Here is an 18709-nt window from a genome sequence, read left to right on the forward strand (position 1 = left end):
TTGATTGTTCTGCGCAGTGGCTCTAGACCGGGCATTTCCGGGAGTTGGTTTGGCGCTGGTATGGGTATCTTCAACCCGTGCATGACGCGCAAAAGTGCGCGGCCGTAACGCTAAATGACTGATGAGTCGGTATCGGACTGTTGTGTTTCGGTAAAATTGGTCTTTCGATTAAACCTGCGTAGCTTTTTTCAGTCGTAGAGTTCATGGCAGGCCGCTTCCGGCTTACCGTTTCAAATGTGCGTCGCAGTCCGGGCGCTCAGTCGTATCAGGAGTCCTGTGCAATGACGCGCACCCGTAAAATTCTCGCCTGGACCTTCGCCAGCCTCGTAGTCCTGCTGGCGGTATTGGTGCTGGTCATCGTGTTCTTTGACTGGAACCGGATCAAACCGCCGCTCAATGCCAAAGTTTCGCAAGAGCTGCACAGGGCGTTTGCGATCAATGGCGACCTGTCGGTGGTCTGGCAACGCGAGCCCGATGAAGGCGGCTGGCGCGCTTGGGTACCTTGGCCACATGTGGTCGCGCAAGACCTGAGCCTGGGCAACCCGGACTGGTCCAAGGCGCCGCAAATGGTCACCCTCAAACGCGTCGAATTGCGCATTTCGCCCTTGGCGTTGCTGGCGCAGCGGGTGGTGATTCCGCGCATTGACCTCACCGAGCCGAATGCCGACCTGCAACGCCTGGCCGATGGACGCGCCAACTGGATATTCAAGTTCGATCCCAAGGACCCGAATGCCGAACCGTCGAGTTGGGTGGTGGATATCGGTGCGATCGGTTTCGACAAGGGCCACGTCACCCTCGACGACCAGAACCTCAAGACCCGACTCGACGTGCTAATCGATCCCTTGGGCAAACCGATTCCGTTCAGCGACATCGTCGGCGACAAGGAGACGAAGACCGCTCAGGCGCAAGGCACGACCCCGCAGGACTACGCCTTCGGCCTCAAGGTCAACGGCCAGTACCACGGCGAGAAACTCTCGGGCCAGGGTAAGATCGGTGGGTTGCTGGCCCTGCAGGATTCAACCCGGCCGTTTCCGCTTCAGGCCCAGGTGAAGGTAGCTGACTCAAGCATTGAGTTGGTCGGCACCCTGACCGATCCGATGAATCTCGGCGCCCTGAATCTGCGCTTGAAACTGGCCGGTACCAGCCTGGGCAATCTTTATCCGTTGACCGGCATCACCTTGCCGGACACACCACCGTATGCCACCGACGGCCACTTGATTGCAAAACTTCACGAGCCCGGTGGCGCGGTGTTTCGCTATGAAGACTTCAACGGCAAGATCGGTGGCAGTGATATTCACGGAAATCTGAGCTACGTCGCCAGCAAGCCCCGGCCGAAGCTCAGCGGTGCGCTGCTGTCCAACCAACTGTTGTTTGCCGATCTCGGCCCGCTGATCGGTGCCGACTCCAATGCCAAGCAAAAAGCCCGTGGCGGTGACAGCAAGCAACCGGCCGACAAAGCGTTGCCGGTCGAAGAGTTCAAGACCGATCGCTGGCGCGATATGGACGCCGATGTCGAGTTCACCGGCAAGCGCATCGTTCACAGCGAAAAACTTCCGTTCAACGATCTCTACACGCACCTGGTGCTCACCGACGGCGTGCTCAGCCTTGAGCCGCTGCGCTTCGGCGTGGCGGGCGGGAATCTGGATGCGCAGATTCGTTTGAATGGCCATACCGACCCGCTGGAAGGCCGGGCAAAACTGACGGCGCGCGGCTTCAAGCTCAAACAACTGTTCCCGACCTTTGAACCAATGAAAACCAGCTTCGGCGAGCTCAACGGCGATGCCGACATTACCGGGCGTGGCAACTCGGTCGCCAAACTGCTGGGAAGTGCCAACGGTAACCTGAAAATGCTGATCAACGACGGCGCCATCAGTCGCGAGCTGATGGAGCTGGCGGGGTTGAACGTCGGTAATTATGTGGTCGGCAAGATCTTTGGCGACAAGGAAGTGAAGATCAACTGCGCGGCCGCCGATTTCGGCATCCAGTCAGGTTTGGCGACCACGCGCCTGTTCGTCTTCGACACCGAAAACGCCATCGTCTACGTCGACGGCACGGCGAACATGGCGACGGAGCAACTGGACTTGACCATCACCCCGGAATCCAAGGGCTGGCGCTTGATTTCCTTGCGGTCACCACTGTATGTGCGCGGCAAGTTCATCAAGCCTGATGCCGGGGTCAAAGCCGTGCCGTTGATGTTGCGCGGCGCGGGAATGGTTGCGTTGGGCGTAATCGCCGCACCGGCGGCGGGCTTGCTGGCGCTGGTGGCGCCGAGCGGCGGTGAGCCGAATCAGTGCGCGCCATTGCTCGAGCAAATGAAGGCTGGCAAGGCGCCTGTCACGGTCAAGCCAGGTAAATAGGTGCTAGCGCGAACCATCGCGAGCAAGCCCGTTCCAGCAATACCGGTGGAGCGAGCCTGCTCGCGATGGCGGACTGGCAGGCGCAACCGTTTTCACGTCGTTAGAGCATGTCCCGACGCCAACGCCTCTTCACGTAACCACGCAAAAAACGCCCGCACCGGCGGGTGCCGTTCGCGTCCCGGTACGCACAAGGCGCTGTAACCGGCGCCATCGACCTGAACATCACTCCGATAGCCCAGCAACAATCCGCTGGCCACACTTTCGGACACCAGAATATTGCTCGCCAGCACCAGCCCTTGACCGGCAATCGCTGCTTGCAGGGCGTAATGCTCTTCGTCGTACTCGCGCACTGCGGGCTGGCCGGTCAGCCAGGTTTCGCCGGACCGAGCGCACCAGGCCTCCCAGCCGTGGGCATAGAGTTTCGAATTGTGCCAACGCACGCTGATCAATGACGGCAGGCGATGGGACGCGAGGGCGACCTGTTCTGGCGAGCCGTACACGCCGAAGGACTCATCGAACAGGCACAGGCCATACAGGTTCGGGTAATCGTCGAGGCTGTAGCGCAGCACCAGATCGACGCTGGCGTCCTGGTGCAGATCGATGACTTCGCAGTGGGTGTCCAGGCGGATGTTGATGTTCGGGTGCCGTGCATAAAAACGCCCCAACCGTGGTACCAGCCAAAGGGCGGCGAAGGCGGCCGTGGTGGAGATCGTCAGATTCGTGCCACTGCGTTGCGGGCGCAGGGTGTCGACGCTTTGCGCCACGTCGAGAAAGGCGCCGTGCAGGCTGTGGAAAAGTCGTTCTCCGCAGTCGGTCAGGCGTACCTGGCGGGGCAGGCGTTCGAACAGTTGCACGCCGAGCCAGGTTTCCAGAGAGCGGATTTGGTGGGATACCGCTGTCGGCGTCACTGACAGCTCTTCAGCGGCGGCCTTGAAACTCAGCAGGCGTGAGGCGGACTCGAAGGCGCGCAGGGCGGTCAACGGCAGCGAAGCAAACATGCGAATCTCCATGGATGAAATAAATTCACCCTGACTGATTTTTGCTCATTTGAAGCGGGGCAGCTGCGAGCTTCAAGCTGCAAGCCACAAGCCGTTTGAGTTTAGTCCTGAGGAGGTTCAGATGAGTAGAATTCTTGCTGTGCATGCCAGTCCACGGGGTGAGCGTTCGCATTCGCGGCGTCTGGCGGAAGGCTTTTTATCCGCGTGGCAAGCCCGGTATCCCGACGCGAAACTGACCCGCCGCGAAGTGGGCCGGGTGTTGATTGCGCCGGTCAACGAAGCGTTCGTGGCCGCCGCCTTTTATCCCGAACCCGATGCGCGACCGTTGACGATGCAGGCCGACCTGGCGCTCAGCGACCAGCTTGTCAGCGAACTGCTCGGTCACGACTTGCTGGTGATTTCCACACCGATGCACAATTTCAGCGTGCCCAGCGGCCTCAAGGCCTGGATCGACCAGATTGTGCGGGTCGGGCTGACGTTCAATCACACCCTCGACAATGGCGTGGCCCAGTATCAACCGTTGGTGCAAGGCAAAAAGGCACTGATCATCACCAGTCGTGGCGGTTTCGGTTTCGGTCCGGGCGGTGAGCTGGAAGCCTTGAATCATGCCGATACGTTGTTGCGCACTGTGCTCGGGTTCATTGGCATCACCGATGTCACGGTGGTTGCTGTCGAGGGCGAGGAGTCCGCCGAACGCACCTTCGAAATCTCTGCGGCCGAAGCCGAGCAGCGCCTGCTGGCGCTAGCCAGGGAGTTCTAGATGGCCTGGCTGTTTCTGCTGGTCGCCGCCGGGTTTGAAGTCACCTTCGCCATGGGCATGAAGTACGCCGAAGGCTTCACCCGGCTCTGGCCTTCGCTGATCACCGTGCTAGCGGCCGTGGGCGGGATCTACTTCCTGACCCTGGCCATGCGCGAATTGCCAGTGAGCATCGCTTACCCGATCTGGACTGCCATCGGTTCGCTAGGCACGGTGTTTCTCGGTTTCGCGCTGCTGGGTGAAAGCCTGACGGCGGTCAAACTGGTGTCGGTCGGGCTGATCGTGGCTGGCGTGGTGGGGCTGAAGTAGGGCGGATGTCATAGACTGGTCGTCGAGTTGTCATCTTCGCTGTTGATGCTTGGCGGATGTCTTGCATCCTGCCTGGCGTCATCTCACCGATCACAAGGATGTCCGCCCATGTCGCAAGGTTCTGCTCCGCGTTATCCGTTGGTGCTGGTCCCGGGAATGCTCGGGTTTATCCGTCTGGTGCTGTATCCGTACTGGTACGGGATCGTCGAGGCGTTGCGCCGTGGTGGTGCGGTGGTGTTCGCGGTGCAGGTTTCGCCGCTCAACTCCAGCGAAGTGCGCGGTGAGCAACTGTTGGCGCGAATCGAAGAGATTCTGCGGGAAACCGGCGCCGCAAAGGTCAACCTGATCGGCCACAGCCAAGGCTCGCTGACCGCCCGTTATGCAGCGGCCAGGCGTCCGGACCTGGTCGCCTCGGTCACCTCGGTGGCGGGACCGAATCACGGCTCTGAACTCGCCGATTACCTGCACCGACACTATCCCCATGACAGCGTCAGCGGCCGGTTGCTGACCCTTCTATTGCACATGGTCAATGCGTTGATGTGCCTGCTGGAAACCGGCTATCGCGGGCCGAAGCTGCCGGTGGATATCCATGCCTCCCATCATTCCCTCACTACCGAGGGCGTGGCGCTGTTCAATCAACGTTATCCGCAGGGCCTGCCCGAAACCTGGGGTGGACACGGGCCGGAGGAGGTTGCTGGCGTGCGCTATTACTCCTGGTCCGGCACCCTGCAGCCGGGCATTACCGATCGTGGACGCAATCTGCTGGATGGGACCAATCGCAGTTGCCGGCTGTTCGCCAAAACCTTCGTACGTGAAGCCGGGCATTGTGACGGCATGGTGGGGCGATATAGCTCGCATCTGGGAACGGTGATTGGCGATGAGTATCCGCTGGATCACTTCGACATCGTCAACCAGTCGCTGGGGCTGGTGGGGAAGGGGGCGGAGCCGGTTCGGTTGTTTGTCGAGCATGCGGCGCGGCTGAATGCGGCGGGTCTGTAAGGTCAAGAGATCGTCCGATCGCGGCCCGAGCCTTCGGCAGCGCCTACATTTGGCGCGTATTTACAGGTAGGAGTTGGCGAAGGCTGCGATCTTTTTTGCTCAGGCAACGCTAGTCTTGCGGCTCAATACGGTCGTCCAGCGCTCGGAAACAATCACCCCACCCAACGTCAACACCCCGCCCACCAAGTGATACATCGCCAATTGCTCATGCAGCACCACCGCCGCAATCAGCGCGGTGATCACCGGCAGCAAATTGAAGAACATTACGGTGCGACTCGGTCCCAAACGCACTACGGCCTGCATCCACGCCAATGGCGCGACCATCGAAGCCAACAGACAGGCGTAAAGCACCAGCGGAATATTCTGCAAGGTCGGGCCGACTTTCTCCGAGGCGAGAAACAACGGGAACAGCACCACCACGGCCACCAACACCTGCAAATACAACAACACCAGTGGCGGCAGTTTCAGCTGCCATTTTTTCAGCAGGGTGCTGTAGACCGCGTAGGCCAGGGTCGCGACCAACATCATCGCATCGCCCAGGTTTACGCCGTGTTCCAGCAGCGTGCCGAGGCTGCCGGATGACACCACCACCAGAACGCCGGCGAGCGACAGCACTGCACCGGCCAAGGCGCCGAAGGTCAGGCGCTGGCCGAGGCTGATGATCGCCATGGCCAACGACATCAACGGCATCAGCGACAGGATGATGCCCATGTTGGTGGCCGAGGTCAGGGCGGCGGCGAAGTACGCCAGGCTTTGGTAGACCGCCATGCCGAGCACGCCGAGGACAAAGATCTTGCCCAGGTTCGGGCGGATCTTCGGCCAATGGCTGAGCACCGGTTTGAGCATGAACGGTGTGAACAGCAACCCGGCCAACAGCCAGCGGTAGAAACCGATCTCGGCGGGGAAAATCGCCCCGGCCGACATTTTGGTGATCACGGTGTTGCCGGCCCAGATAAAAATGGCCAACAGGGGATAAGCGTATTGCATCGCAGAAAACCAGAACGTTAATGAGGGGCAATTATCCACTGTCTGGATTCAAGCCTATACTTCGAACCTGACAACCCACCCCTGATTCCGGACAGCATGAGCAGTAAACACATCGACCTGCTGGATTTCAGCGAACTGCCGGCGCCGGTGTACTTCCGTTACGCCGACTTCAACACCCACGAATATGCCGCGCCGCACCGACATCCCTGGGGCACGCTTGAGTACTCGGCCAATGGGGTCTTGCACATGGAAATCGGCAGCAGCCGTTTCATGTCTCCGCCGCAATACGCCGTGTGGGTGCCGCCCGAAACCGAGCACAGTTTCTACAGCAATCAGCCAATCAATTACCGCGCTGTCTGTCTCGCGCCGTCGTTGTGTAGTGATCTGCCGCAACAGGCCTGTACCCTGGCCATCAGCGATATTCTCAAGGCGATCCTCAAGGACTTCGCCACACGGGATGTGAAGATCCCCGAACAGGCCGCGGACAAGCGTCTGGCCCAAGTGTTGGTCGATCAACTGCAACAAGCGCCGGTGCATGAGTGCTATCTGCCCTACGCCAGCAGTTCCGGGCTGTTCGCCATCCTGGAAGCGCTACAGGCCGAGCCAGGGGATAATCGACCGTTGGCGCAATGGGCGGCGCGCATCCATGTCAGCGAGCGCACCCTGGCGCGACAGTTTGTGCGCGAGCTGGGCATGAGTTTCGGTGAGTGGCGCCAGCGTCTGCGGTTTCTCGCGGCCATCGAGGCATTGGACAGCCAGCACAGTATTCAGGAAATTGCCTTCGACATGGGCTACAGCACCGGTTCGGCGTTTATCGCCATGTTCCAGCGCCAGGCCGGATGCACGCCGGAGCAATATCGCCGCAGCCACCTGGAGAACAGGAAGGTGTAACGGGCGTTGTCTACACTCCAGTGCAAGGCCGTGCCCTTCGGTGCGGAAAGCAGGAGAAAACTCCATGAAGATATTGCGTGCCCCGTTGTTGATGATCGGTTTGCTGCTGTGCTCCCAGGGCTTTGCCGCCAACACGGCCCAACAGGAAAAGATGACCACCTGCAATGCCGACGCTACGGCCAAAAGCCTCAAGGGCGATGAGCGCAAAGCCTTCATGAGTACCTGCCTGAAAGCGGCCCCGCCGGCCAACGAGGTAGGAACAGTGTTGACGCCTCAGCAGGAAAAAATGAAAAACTGCAACGCGAATGCTACCGCCAAACTTCTCAAAGGCGATGAGCGCAAGGCGTTCATGAGCAATTGCCTGAAGAGGTAAATCGTCTCAAAGACAGTGGCAGCCGTGCTGGCCTCATCGCTAGCAGGCTAGCTCCCACAATGTCCGGTGTACTCAGTTCTCCTGTAGGAGCAAGCTTGCTCGCGATGGGGCCGTTAAGGGCGCTGAAAAAAACCTGAACCCCCACTAAGGTCGATCGACACAATCCTAGTGCTCACACCGGATCGCTGGCAGACTGCCAATCCTTTTTACGCCGTTCGTTTTTGAGGCTGTATGCCAACGTTTTCTCAGCGTCAAGTTTTGCTGGTCATCAGCTGGGTCATTATTTTTGGCGGTTTGTTGCTGGTGTTGCCGTTGCGCCTGTTACCCAGCCTGCTGGCAGGATTGCTCGTATTCGAACTGGTCAACATGCTCACCCCGCAACTGCAACGGCTCATCGAAGGCCGGCGCGCGCGCTGGCTTGCCGTGGCTTTGCTGGGGACTTTGATTGTCAGCGTGCTGACGCTGATCTTCGCCGGTGCCATCAGCTTCCTGCTACACGAAGCCGAAAACCCCGGCGCTTCGCTCGACAAATTCATGGGTGTGGTTGATCGCGCACGCGGGCAACTGCCACCGTTCATCGACGCTTACCTGCCGGCCAGTGCCGCAGAATTTCGCGTGGCGATTGGCGAGTGGGTGAGCAAGCACCTCAGTGATTTGCAACTGGTGGGCAAAGACGCGGCGCACATGTTCGTGACGTTACTGATCGGCATGGTGCTCGGCGCGATCATCGCCTTGCAGCGCGTGCCGGATCTGACCAAGCGCAAGCCATTGGCCGCCGCGCTGTTCGATCGCCTGCACCTGCTGGTCCAGGCCTTTCGCAACATCGTCTTCGCACAGATCAAGATTTCCTTGCTCAACACCGTGTTCACCGGGATTTTCCTCGCGGTGGTGCTGCCGATGTTTGGCATCAAGCTGCCGCTGACCAAGACCCTGATCGTCCTGACGTTCCTGCTCGGACTGTTGCCAGTGATCGGCAACCTGATGTCGAACACCCTGATTACCATCGTCGGCCTGTCACTGTCGATCTGGGTGGCGGTGGCGGCGCTGGGTTATCTGATCGTTATCCACAAGCTCGAGTACTTCCTCAACGCGCGCATCGTCGGCGGGCAGATCAGCGCCAAGTCGTGGGAGTTGCTGCTGGCAATGTTGGTGTTCGAAGCCGCATTCGGCCTGCCGGGGGTGGTGGCGGGGCCGATTTATTACGCGTACCTGAAGAGCGAGTTGAAGCAGGTGGGAATGGTTTGATCAGGCAGCTGTATTGCCTGATCTGACGCCATCGCTAGCAGGCTAGCTCCCACACATGTTGTGTGAACACCACAGATTCAATGTGGGAGCTAGCCTGCTAGCGATTGGGGCACCCTGGTTTCGGATCAGTCCATAGAGCCGTAACGCTTGGCCGCTTCAATCGCCAGACCGCTGCCGATACTGCCAAAGATGTTCCCTTCCACATGCCGAGCATTTGGCAACATCGCCGAAACACTGTTGCGCAGCGCCGGAATCCCGCTCGAACCGCCGGTGAAGAACACCGTATCGACCTGATCAACCCGCACGTCGGCATCAGCCAGTAGCTGAGTGACGCTGTTGCGCACGCGTTCCAGGAGGTTGTCGATGGCCGACTCGAACAGCGCCCGGCTCAGTTCCACACTCAAACCGGCTTCGATGCGGTCCAGCGGTACGTGGCGACTCTCGGCGTGGGTCAACTGGATCTTGGTTTCTTCCACTTCCATCGCCAGCCAATGCCCGGCGCGCTGTTCGATCAGCTTGAACAGGCGATCGATGCCGCCGGTGTCTTCGATGTCGTAGCGCATGCTGCCCAGGGCCAACTGGGATTTTTGCGAATACACCGAGTTAATGGTGTGCCAGGTCGCCAGGTTCATGTGGTGACTGGTCGGCATATAGGCGCCGCTCTTCATGCGGCTGCCATAGCCGAACAGCGGCATCAGGCCTTGCAGGCTGAGCTGTTTGTCGAAGTCGGTTCCGCCGATGTGCACACCGCCCGTGGCGAGGATGTCCTCGTGGCGGTTATCCACACCCCGACGCTCCGGCGACAGGCGCACCAGCGAGAAGTCGGAAGTACCACCGCCGATATCGACGATCAGTACCAACTCTTCTTTCTCGATGGTCGACTCGTAGTCGAATGCGGCGGCAATCGGTTCGTATTGGAACGAGACTTCCTTGAAGCCGATCTTGCGTGCCACGTCCACCAGGGTGTCTTCGGCTTCTTTGTCGGCCATCGGGTCATCGTCGACAAAAAATACCGGACGACCCAGCACCACTTCTTCGAATTCCCGACCGGCGGCGGCTTCGGCGCGGCTCTTGAGTTGGCCGATGAACAGCCCGAGCAGGTCCTTGAACGGCATCGCCGTGCCGAGGACGCTGGTGTCGTGCTTGATCAGCTTGGACCCCAGAAGGCTCTTGAGCGAGCGCATCAGGCGACCTTCGTAGCCTTCCAGGTACTCGTGCAGCGCCAGGCGGCCGTACACCGGGCGGCGTTCTTCGATATTGAAGAAGACCACTGACGGCAGGGTGATCTTGTCGTCCTCCAGCGCGATCAGCGTTTCCACGCCGGGGCGCAGCCAGCCGACAGTGGAGTTGGACGTGCCAAAGTCGATACCCAAGGCACGGGCTGGAGATGCGTTGTTCATGTCTTTCAGGTTCCGGTTAAAAAACGGCCGCGCAGTGTATGTCAGTGCGCGACAGATTCGAAGGCCGGTTATCTGCTAAATCTCGTCTGATGATCCTTGAAAGACGACCGTTCACCCCCAAACTACCCTGCATCAACCGGCGAGCCACGGGGCAATCCTTGAAGCCCCGACTGCTGCCGATAAACTTTTGCTGCGCCGCCCGGTCACTAAACTGAGATCGGTCAACCTCAATGCTGCAAACAAGTGCATGCTGCGACGGTGGCGCGATTTTGATAACGGATGGTGATTCCCGCGATGGACTTCAAAGACTATTACAAGATTCTCGGTGTGGAACCGACCGCAGACGACAAGGCGATCAAGGCTGCCTATCGCAAACTGGCGCGCAAGTACCACCCCGACGTCAGCAAGGAAAAGGACGCCGAGTCCAAATTCAAGGATGCCTCGGAAGCCTATGAAGCGCTGAAAAGCGCCGACAAGCGCGCCGAGTACGACGACCTGCGCCGCTATGGCCAGCATGGCCAACCGTTCCAGGGACCACCGGGCTGGCAAAGCCGTGGCGGTTTCGGTAGCGGTGGCCAGGACACGGGCGATTTTTCGGACTTCTTCAGTTCGATTTTCGGCAACCGTGGGCCTGGTTTCAGTGGCGGTGAACAGTCGCGTCGCAGCACCGGACGTCGAGGGCAGGACGTGGAAATGGAACTCGGGGTCTTTCTCGAAGAAACACTGTCGACCGAATCGAAGAAGGTCACGTTCCAGGTGCCGCAATACAACGCGGCCGGCCAGCATGTGAGCAACACCAGCAAGAGCCTGAACGTGAAGATCCCGGCCGGTGTGGTCGATGGCGAGCGTATTCGCCTCAAAGGGCAGGGCGCTCCGGGCGTCGGTGGCGGGGCCAATGGCGACCTGTACCTGACGATCCGTTTTGCGCCGCACCCGAAATTTGACGTCGAAGGCGAGAACCTGATCATCACCTTGCCACTGGCGCCGTGGGAGCTGGCCTTGGGCGCTGAAGTCGCCGTGCCGACCCTGACCGGCAAGATCAACCTCAAGGTCCCGGCCGGCAGCCAGAACGGCCAGCGCATGCGCGCCAAGGGCCATGGCTTGATGAACAAGGCCGGAGAACGCGGTTACCTGTTCGTGCAACTGAAGGCGGTCATGCCGAAGAAGTCGGACGATGAGATCAAGGCCTTGTGGCAGGAGCTGGCGAAAAAAGCCGCGTTCGATCCGCGGGAGAACTTTTGATCCCCTAGAACCAAGGAGTCACTGACATGAGCAGTCCCCTGATCGTTCAACTGGACATGGCAGAATTCTGTGAGGCGACCGACCTGTCGGACGTCTACGTGATCGAAATCGTCGAGCACGGCATCCTCGAACCTCAGGGCGCTCAGCCCAAGGACTGGGTGTTCAACGACTACGAGCTGACCTTGGCCAAACGCGCCGCCAAGCTGCGGCGCGACCTGGACCTGGAATGGGAAGGCGTCGCCCTGGCGCTGGATTTGCTCGAAGAGGTCCAGCAACTACGGGCGGAGAACCTGATGTTGAAGCAACGGTTGGGGCGGTTGTTGGTGGAGTAGGAGCTGCCGAAGGCTGCGATCTTTTGATCTTGAACTTTGGCACTCGAGCGATAATGAAAAACAACATCAAAAGATCGCAGCCTTCGGCAGCTCCTACGTGTGATGTCGAGTCTGCACTTTGCGTGGCAGCACCACGGTAAACGTAGTCCCATCCGCCTCATTGGAACTGACTTCAATCGTCCCCTGATGCGTATCCACTACTTGCTTGACGATAAACAGTCCCAAACCGAGGCTGGTGGTGGGCTCGCCGAGCTCCTCGCTGGCGCTGCGCACCAAAGGATCGAAGAGGGTCGGGATCGCGTCGGCGGGAATCGGCAGGCCGTCGTTGTGTACCGTCAGCCGCACGCTGTGCGCCTCCCCACTCAGGGTCAGCGTCACCTCGCGTTTGTTCGAGCCATGTTGCAGCGCATTGCCGATCAGGTTTTGCAGCATCTGATCGAGCCTTCTAGCGTCCCACATGCCGTGGGTATCGCCGGCAATAGTCAGGCTCGGATCGCATTCCGGTTGCCCGGCACAGGCCCGGGCAATCGCCTCCTGTGCCACCTCGGCCAGGTCCATGGGCGCGGGCTCGATTGGCAGGCTTTTGCCCAAGCGGCTGCGCACCAGTTCCAGCAGATCGCTGACCATCATCGCCAGGTGCCCGGTGCCACGCTTGATGTGGATCGCGCACTTGAGCGCATCCCCTTCGAGAGTCGCCTTGCGCAGAAGGATTTCGGTGGACATGCTTACCGCTTGCAGGGGCGCGCGCAGGTCATGGCCGAGGATCGCCAGGAAGATGTCCCGCGAGCGATTGACCTGCTCGGCGTAGGTGGCTGTGGACTCCGCCAGGGCTTCGTCGATGGCCTCGTTGAACCGGATCATGTCCTGGAAATACGCCACTTCCGGGGATTGGAGGCTGTCGACCCACAGGCGAATCACACAGGCGCGCAGATGACGGAATTCGCTGGTCATTTGCACCAGATCGAACCCTACGGTATGGCGCAGCTCACCGTGGCTGGCGCCGGCCTCGTCGAGGCTCGGGGTTTTTTCCGGGCCTTCACCGCGGGCCTTGGCCACTTGTTCGCTGGGCGTTTGGGGTTTGTTCATGTCTCGCGCCGCCGCTCTGAGGATCGAACCGGCATGGTCGCGCAAGGCGGCACTGTCCATGGTCTCGGCGGCAGGCGTGATGGTTTTGGCGAACTGCTCCCACTCATCGACGATGCGATCAACATTCAAGACGATGAACTCGGAAAGGCGCATGGCGGTTACCTGAACATGAAACGAAGGCGTGCGAGTCGAAATAGTAGACCCTTTGAGGAGAAAAACACGACCGCTCATTCAGTGGCATGAACGAGGGCCGTCGTGGCGGTACATATGTAATGTCGGCAGCGTAATTTTCGAACAAAACGGGCTTTGTTAACGTGGTTGGATCCACTGTTTTTTCGACTTTTTTTGGGGGCGAGCGGTGAATAAGCTGGTGGCTCCCAATTCATTAAATAAGTGAACAAATTATGGCCGATTTGCATGGAAGCAATTCGATAGAAAACGCCGAGCCCGTTTCGAACGATAACAAGGGGATGCATTACAACCGTGTATTCGAAGCGATACCGCCGGCAATAAAAACGGCTCCGATTGCGCGTTTGAAAGCGCTGGTCGAAACCAAACCTGCGATGCCGGATTGGTATGCAGGTGCTTCAGAGGACGATCGTCGGGAACTCAAAACGTTGATGGATGAACGCTGGCGCCTGCAAGGACAACTGGACAAGACGCTCGGCGACTTGCAGCACGACATCAATGCCTTCGCCAAGCCTTTGCTGAGCAACGGGCTGCAGTCGACATTCAAGACCTTGCAGAACGTTGATGACCTGACCGTTCAACTTGAAATGCCCAGCAAAATCATCTTCGGCATCGACACCGGCGCCAGTCGCGTTCGCACCTCAACGATGGTGCAAGCCGCGTTGCACAACTTCGAAGCGTCTGAAACCGAAAAAGATGCATTTCGAAACAGTTCAGGTGTCTATCGCAAGGACCTGCGCGGCAGCCTTGTACTCGACCCGGCGATTACGCTGCCGGAGTTCGCAACCTTATGCCGAGAGCTGGATATCGGCGGGCAATACCAGAAACACCTCCAGTCCATTCTTCTGCCAACGTCTTCGCAGGCAAAACAGGTGTTGCAGCAGGAATCATTGGCCAGCGAGAAATCAGCCTTTCATGTGGCGGCACTGACTGCGCGGTTGAAGGGCGACATCTGCCCGCAGGTGTTCGGCAAGTTGGGGGGCATCCGCGAGGGTCACGAGAATGTCACCCTGGATGACCGGCCGCTGCACGGTCATCGATTGTCGCTGATGGGATTTCGGCTGACCGGCATTGTGCTGTTCAGTGCGGTCAGTGAGCCTTCCCAGATCAAACAGGCCATTGATGCGTTAACGCCCGACGCCTGGAAATTCTGGAGTGAATGGTCCGAGAGAATTCCGGTGCTACGGGGCAATTCATATGACCGCTTCAAGCTGTTGCAGGCGTTCTTCGCCAACGGACCGAAGGGTCTGGTCGATGAAGTGATCCGAAAGGACGACATCCATCAGCAGAGTCGCTTGACCGGCACGTTGATCGCCTATGTACCGGATGATCCGGACCATCCTGTAAAGGAATACGCATCACTGAGCGACTTCATGAAGACGCTGATCAGCCAGTTGCGAAACCCGGACTATCAGGCGTTTTTCAGCCGATTCGTCGCGCACAAAGACAAGGGGCATTTCTTCGCACGGGTCAACGAACGCCTCAAGACATTCAAATGGGTGCAACGCGAACCTCTGGACATGGGGCCCTGGTGGCGGGAAACGGCGGTCGAGAATCCCAATGCCGAGCCCATCACCAACACGATAACGGGTGATTTATGGTTGCGCCTGTTCATCGATCGGCGTGACAAGGCCATTGCCGATGCTCGCAGCATTGCCGTGCCGACCGACGATGAAGATGCGACAACCCGGTTCAAGCGCCTGACCAGCTATCTCGACATCGGCTGGAACATTTTCAGTTATGCAGCGCTACTCGTACCCGGTCTTGGCGAGGCAGTGCTGGGCATCATGGTCGCGCAAATGCTGGCCGAGCTTGCAGAAGGTATTGAGGACTGGAGTAAAGGTGACAAGGAGGAGGGAGCAGCCTACATCAATGGTGTCCTGATCAACTTCGCCCAACTGGCGATCATGGGCGCCGGGCATGTGGTACCGGGCGGGGCGGTGAGCCCGGTCAAGGTTTCACCGTTTGTCGAGGGCCTTAAACCGGTGGCATTCGGTGATGGGGAAAAACTCTGGAATCCTGATCTGAAGCCTTACGAACATCCGGTCGCCGTGCCCAAAACCATCGTAGCCAGCGAGGATGGGCTTTACCGGCATCTAGGGCAGGATCTGCTGCGGATCGACGACAAACATTATGCGCTCAAGCAAGACCCGAAGACCGGACAGCAGCGACTCGCGCACCCGACCCGGCCAGACGCTTATCAGCCGTTGCTGGAGCATAACGGTGCTGGCAGCTGGAAGACTGAACTCGACATGCCGCTGGAATGGGACAAGGCGACGTTGCTCAGGCGTTTGGGAGCGCAAGTTGACGGATTGTCCGATGAAACGCTGGAGCAGGTTCTGCACGTCAGTGGTGTGCACGAAAATGCATTGCGCCGCCTGCATGCCGAGCACGAAACCATGCCTGCGCTGATGGGCGATACGCTTGAACGTTTCAAGGCGTATGCAGATGCCGAAGCTTGCGAAGCGATGATTCTCGCCAATCGAGTTAACGCGGATCTGGCCGGATTTTTACCCCGGTTCATGACTGAGTTGAGTGGATGGCCCCGCGGTAAGGCCATCGAAGTGTTTGAAGGGCCTGATTTGTCAGGTCCTTCGGTCAAGGTCGGGGATTTCAAGGCTGTTGCCGCGCAGACGTTAACGTTGAGCCATGAGGACCTCGTCGCAGGAAAACTGCCTGAAAAGGTCGTGGATTTTCTCGATGAAACGGCATTGCGCGACGTGCTTGGAGAGTGGCTGTCGGGTGACCGGACGGCGCGCATCGAGACCTTGCGCAAAAAACTGTCAGAGCAGGCAGCCAAACAAAAACGGCAGCTTTTCGATGGTCTTTATGCACAGCGCGAGCGCCTCACGACCCCCTTGGTGGCACGCCTCAAGCTCCGAGCGTCGGACCTGCCGAACAGCCTGGCGGAAGAACTGCTGCATCATGCTGATCCGGCGGACTTGAAGTTCATGACCGAAAAAAAACGCGTGCCTATGGCCCTGTCCCGACAGTCTGACCAGGCCTTGGAGCAATTGCGTCTGAACCGTGCATATGAAGGGCTTTACCTCCCGGAGCTGTACAGCAGCGACACCACGCGGCTGGTCCTGCATTCACTGGAGTCTTTGCCGGGTTGGCCCAAGGATTTGCGCCTCGAAATCCGCGACTATTCCGCTCAGGGCAACTTGTTCGACAGCGTCGGAGCGCAGAGCGCACCGATTCGTAAAGTACTGGTCCGTAGCGAAAACGGGCTTTTTGAGGCCAGGGATGAACTCGATCAGCACTTGCACGGTGAGGACACGCTATACGCCGCCGTCCTGCATGCCTTGCCCGACGCGCAGCGCACGGCGCTGGGCTTTGAAATTCATGACGCGCAGGGGCTGGAGAAGGCGATTCAGGACAATCCACTGAGCCACGAACGGCTTGAGCCGATTCTACTGGAGAACCCGATTCGCAAACCTCACTACGACCCCGAGATCATGAAACTGCGCGGTGGTATGCCTGGCTATACCCGGCAGGCGTTGGAGTGGACGGGGTTTCGTCGACGTGTCCGCTCGTTGTACCCGGCGTTTACCGAAGCAGAAGTTGAATCGCTTCTGGCGCAGTACGGACAGGAGAGTGTCGTGGTCGAACAGGGCCTCAGAGGCCTGGAAGCCGAGTTCGATCAGTTGAGCCGGACCCTGCAACAGTGGATCAACTCTCAAACCATCTCGTTTCGCTTCAGCCCAGCGGGCGTCGCCGAATGGGAAGCCCGAAACCGCTTATACAAACTGATCAGGCAATGCTGGCAGCGTGTCGGGCCGGAAGGGGAGGAGATGCCAGGCGTGATCCGGCCTCAGGCGCTGATCCTCGATGATTTGCCCATGGGTCGTCACCTTGTCGGAATGCCGAAGTTGCGCGCCAATTTTGATCATGTCACTCACTTGAGCCTGCGCAATACCTCCCTGCTGGCCAGTCAGACGCAATTTCTCGAGCCATTCCGGTGGCTGCGGCAACTGGACCTCACGGGCAACCTGCTCAATCGTCTGCCCCCAGAAGTGAGCGAGATGTGGTTTTTGACGCATCTGACGCTCATTGACAACGACATCGCGCTGACCCAGAGCGCCGTGGCGCGTCTGAAAAAACTGACGCAGCTTAAATGGCTAAACATGAATGGCAACCCGCTGGTCCTGGTGCCAGACATCAGCCAGATGCCGCATCTGGAGATTTTGACCCTCGTCGGTTGTGGCATCGACCGTTGGCCAGTTGGGCTGTTCTCCAAGCCACGTCCACGGCATATCTATCTGGACCTGCGCTTAAACCGGCTCGAGCAGATCCCGGTGGTGGCTCCCGGCTCGTTTCGCGCGGAACTCCTGACACGCACCCGGTTGAGTCATGAGCCGCAGTGGTTATCCGCCGATAACCGGAACACCCTCAGGTTGTATGCCGAATCAATCGGGATGGACCCTGAGCGGCCCTATCCACCCAGGGGAGTCATGGACGGCGCTTTCTGGGATGAGGGCATGTCCAGGGAGGAATGGAGCGTCAGGCAGAAAATCTGGGACGAGGTGGAAGACGAATACCACTCGGAAAACTTTTTCAATGAGATCCGAAAGCTCACCGAGTCCGCTGACTTCAAGGCAGGGGGCGCTTACCGAATCGATTTGACCGGTAAAGTCTGGCGAATGCTCGAAGCCATGGCGCAAAACACCGAGTTACGCGAGAAGCTTTTCAATGAGGCCCTTTCCCCCACGGAGTGTGTCGACGGCGGCACTCAGCTGTTCAACGCGATGGGGGTCGAGGTGCTGGTTCATGAGGCCTATGCATTGGTTGCCAAGGACCTGGTCGAAACGCAACTGCTGGAACTCGCCCGGGGCAAGTCACGCCTGGATCAGCTTGGCGCTATCGCCCGTCGACGGGTGTCGGAACGCCTGGCAGCGGGTGAGCGATTCAGGCGTGTAGATGCGCAAGGTGAGGTCACAGGGTCGATTGATGAGGTAGAGGTTCATCTGGCGTATATGACAGAACTGGCGCAGCGGTTGGATCTTCCCTGGCAGGCGCGCGGCATGCAGTTTCGCAGGATTGCCGGTGTGACACCGCCGATGATCGAGGCAGCTGAGCAACGGATTCTTGCCTTGGAGGAAGGCGACTTGCTGCGCGATTCGATCGCAGAACAACCGCTGTGGAATCGCTATGTAAAGGGCTCTAACCGTCAGGCGTTCAAGCGTCTTCAGCGCCGTATCGATGCGACAACCGAGTACAAAGTAGCGATGGACACAAGGGCAGAAGATTTGACGTTATCACCCGAAGAAAAGGATCGCCTGAAAGAAGAGCTTCGAGTGCTGGCGACGGAGCTGGGCAAACCGGAAAGTGATTTTGCTGCTGGCCAGATCATGAGTGAGGAAAGCTATATCGCAGACCTCGAACTCATTGATGAAGAAAAGAACACACTGCTGAAAAAACTGACGCAGGAAGCAATGGACCGGGCAAAGATCCAGAGAACGGAGATCCCTTTCACGGTAGAGCAAAGTAGCTGATCGTCTGCACTTGGCCCCGATGACAATGGGTGTCATCGGGGCTTTTTTC

14 protein-coding genes are annotated in these 18709 nt (G+C 58.8%); 10 read left to right on the plus strand and 4 right to left on the minus strand.

All coding sequences use genetic code 11. From position 1 onward, the window contains the following. The first annotated feature begins 281 nt into the window (after nt 1-281). Nucleotides 282-2357 carry an AsmA family protein gene (locus tag AD668_RS01830; protein WP_053153795.1) on the plus strand — a complete coding sequence of 692 codons (2076 nt, stop codon included), beginning with the start codon at nt 282-284 and terminating at the stop codon, nt 2355-2357. A 92-nt stretch (nt 2358-2449) separates the two neighbouring features. Here the strand turns inward: AD668_RS01830 and AD668_RS01835 are convergent, their stop codons facing one another. Next, on the minus strand, nt 2450-3367 hold the full coding sequence (locus tag AD668_RS01835) for a LysR substrate-binding domain-containing protein (protein WP_172681777.1): 918 nt from the start codon (nt 3365-3367) through the stop codon (nt 2450-2452). Nucleotides 3368-3476: 109 nt separating this feature from the next. Between AD668_RS01835 and AD668_RS01840 the strand changes: the two genes are divergently transcribed. The 3 genes from AD668_RS01840 (at nt 3477) to AD668_RS01850 (ending at nt 5420) form a co-directional block, all read left to right on the plus strand. Next, nucleotides 3477-4115 carry an FMN-dependent NADH-azoreductase gene (locus AD668_RS01840; RefSeq protein WP_053153800.1) on the plus strand — a complete coding sequence of 213 codons (639 nt, stop codon included), beginning with the start codon at nt 3477-3479 and terminating at the stop codon, nt 4113-4115. Continuing rightward, nucleotides 4116-4421, plus strand: a complete 306-nt coding sequence (locus tag AD668_RS01845) for a multidrug efflux SMR transporter (protein ID WP_053153807.1) — start codon at nt 4116-4118, stop codon at nt 4419-4421. It abuts the gene before it with no gap. Nucleotides 4422-4529: 108 nt separating this feature from the next. Further along, complete coding sequence (locus AD668_RS01850) at nt 4530-5420, plus strand: triacylglycerol lipase (protein WP_053153810.1); 891 nt, start codon at nt 4530-4532, stop codon at nt 5418-5420. 99 nt (nt 5421-5519) lie between these two features. Here the strand turns inward: AD668_RS01850 and AD668_RS01855 are convergent, their stop codons facing one another. After that, nucleotides 5520-6407 (minus strand): DMT family transporter, encoded by an 888-nt coding sequence (locus AD668_RS01855; protein WP_053153813.1) that lies wholly within the window; start codon nt 6405-6407, stop codon nt 5520-5522. Nucleotides 6408-6503: 96 nt separating this feature from the next. Between AD668_RS01855 and AD668_RS01860 the strand changes: the two genes are divergently transcribed. The 3 genes from AD668_RS01860 to AD668_RS01870 all read left to right on the plus strand — a co-directional run bounded on the left by AD668_RS01860 (nt 6504) and on the right by AD668_RS01870 (nt 8916). Continuing rightward, nucleotides 6504-7298, plus strand: coding sequence for a helix-turn-helix transcriptional regulator (locus tag AD668_RS01860; protein WP_053153816.1), 795 nt, complete (start codon nt 6504-6506; stop codon nt 7296-7298). A gap of 64 nt (nt 7299-7362) precedes the next feature. Continuing rightward, nucleotides 7363-7671 (plus strand): PsiF family protein, encoded by a 309-nt coding sequence (locus tag AD668_RS01865; protein ID WP_053153819.1) that lies wholly within the window; start codon nt 7363-7365, stop codon nt 7669-7671. A gap of 231 nt (nt 7672-7902) precedes the next feature. Further along, entirely contained in the window at nt 7903-8916 is a 1014-nt protein-coding gene (locus AD668_RS01870; RefSeq protein ID WP_053153822.1) for an AI-2E family transporter, read from the plus strand. A gap of 125 nt (nt 8917-9041) precedes the next feature. Here AD668_RS01870 and AD668_RS01875 read toward each other — a convergent pair whose 3' ends face one another. Next, nucleotides 9042-10316 carry an Hsp70 family protein gene (locus AD668_RS01875; protein WP_053153825.1) on the minus strand — a complete coding sequence of 425 codons (1275 nt, stop codon included), beginning with the start codon at nt 10314-10316 and terminating at the stop codon, nt 9042-9044. A 294-nt stretch (nt 10317-10610) separates the two neighbouring features. Here AD668_RS01875 and AD668_RS01880 point away from each other — a divergent pair, with 294 nt between their 5' ends. Next, entirely contained in the window at nt 10611-11558 is a 948-nt protein-coding gene (locus tag AD668_RS01880; protein ID WP_053153828.1) for a DnaJ C-terminal domain-containing protein, read from the plus strand. Between the two features lie 26 nt (nt 11559-11584). Further along, entirely contained in the window at nt 11585-11890 is a 306-nt protein-coding gene (locus AD668_RS01885; RefSeq protein ID WP_053153831.1) for a chaperone modulator CbpM, read from the plus strand. A 93-nt stretch (nt 11891-11983) separates the two neighbouring features. On the opposite strand, the gene AD668_RS01890 is transcribed toward AD668_RS01885, so the two are convergent. Continuing rightward, on the minus strand, nt 11984-13129 hold the full coding sequence (locus tag AD668_RS01890) for a sensor histidine kinase KdpD (RefSeq protein ID WP_053153834.1): 1146 nt from the start codon (nt 13127-13129) through the stop codon (nt 11984-11986). A gap of 317 nt (nt 13130-13446) precedes the next feature. Between AD668_RS01890 and AD668_RS01895 the strand changes: the two genes are divergently transcribed. Then, the gene (locus AD668_RS01895) at nt 13447-18660 is read left to right on the plus strand and encodes an NEL-type E3 ubiquitin ligase domain-containing protein (protein WP_371259747.1); all 5214 of its coding nucleotides are present in this window, start codon (nt 13447-13449) and stop codon (nt 18658-18660) included. Nucleotides 18661-18709: the final 49 nt, after the last annotated feature.

Origin of the sequence: Pseudomonas sp. P1.8, assembly GCF_001269805.1 — a bacterium.
Classification (GTDB): Bacteria; Pseudomonadota; Gammaproteobacteria; order Pseudomonadales; family Pseudomonadaceae; genus Aquipseudomonas.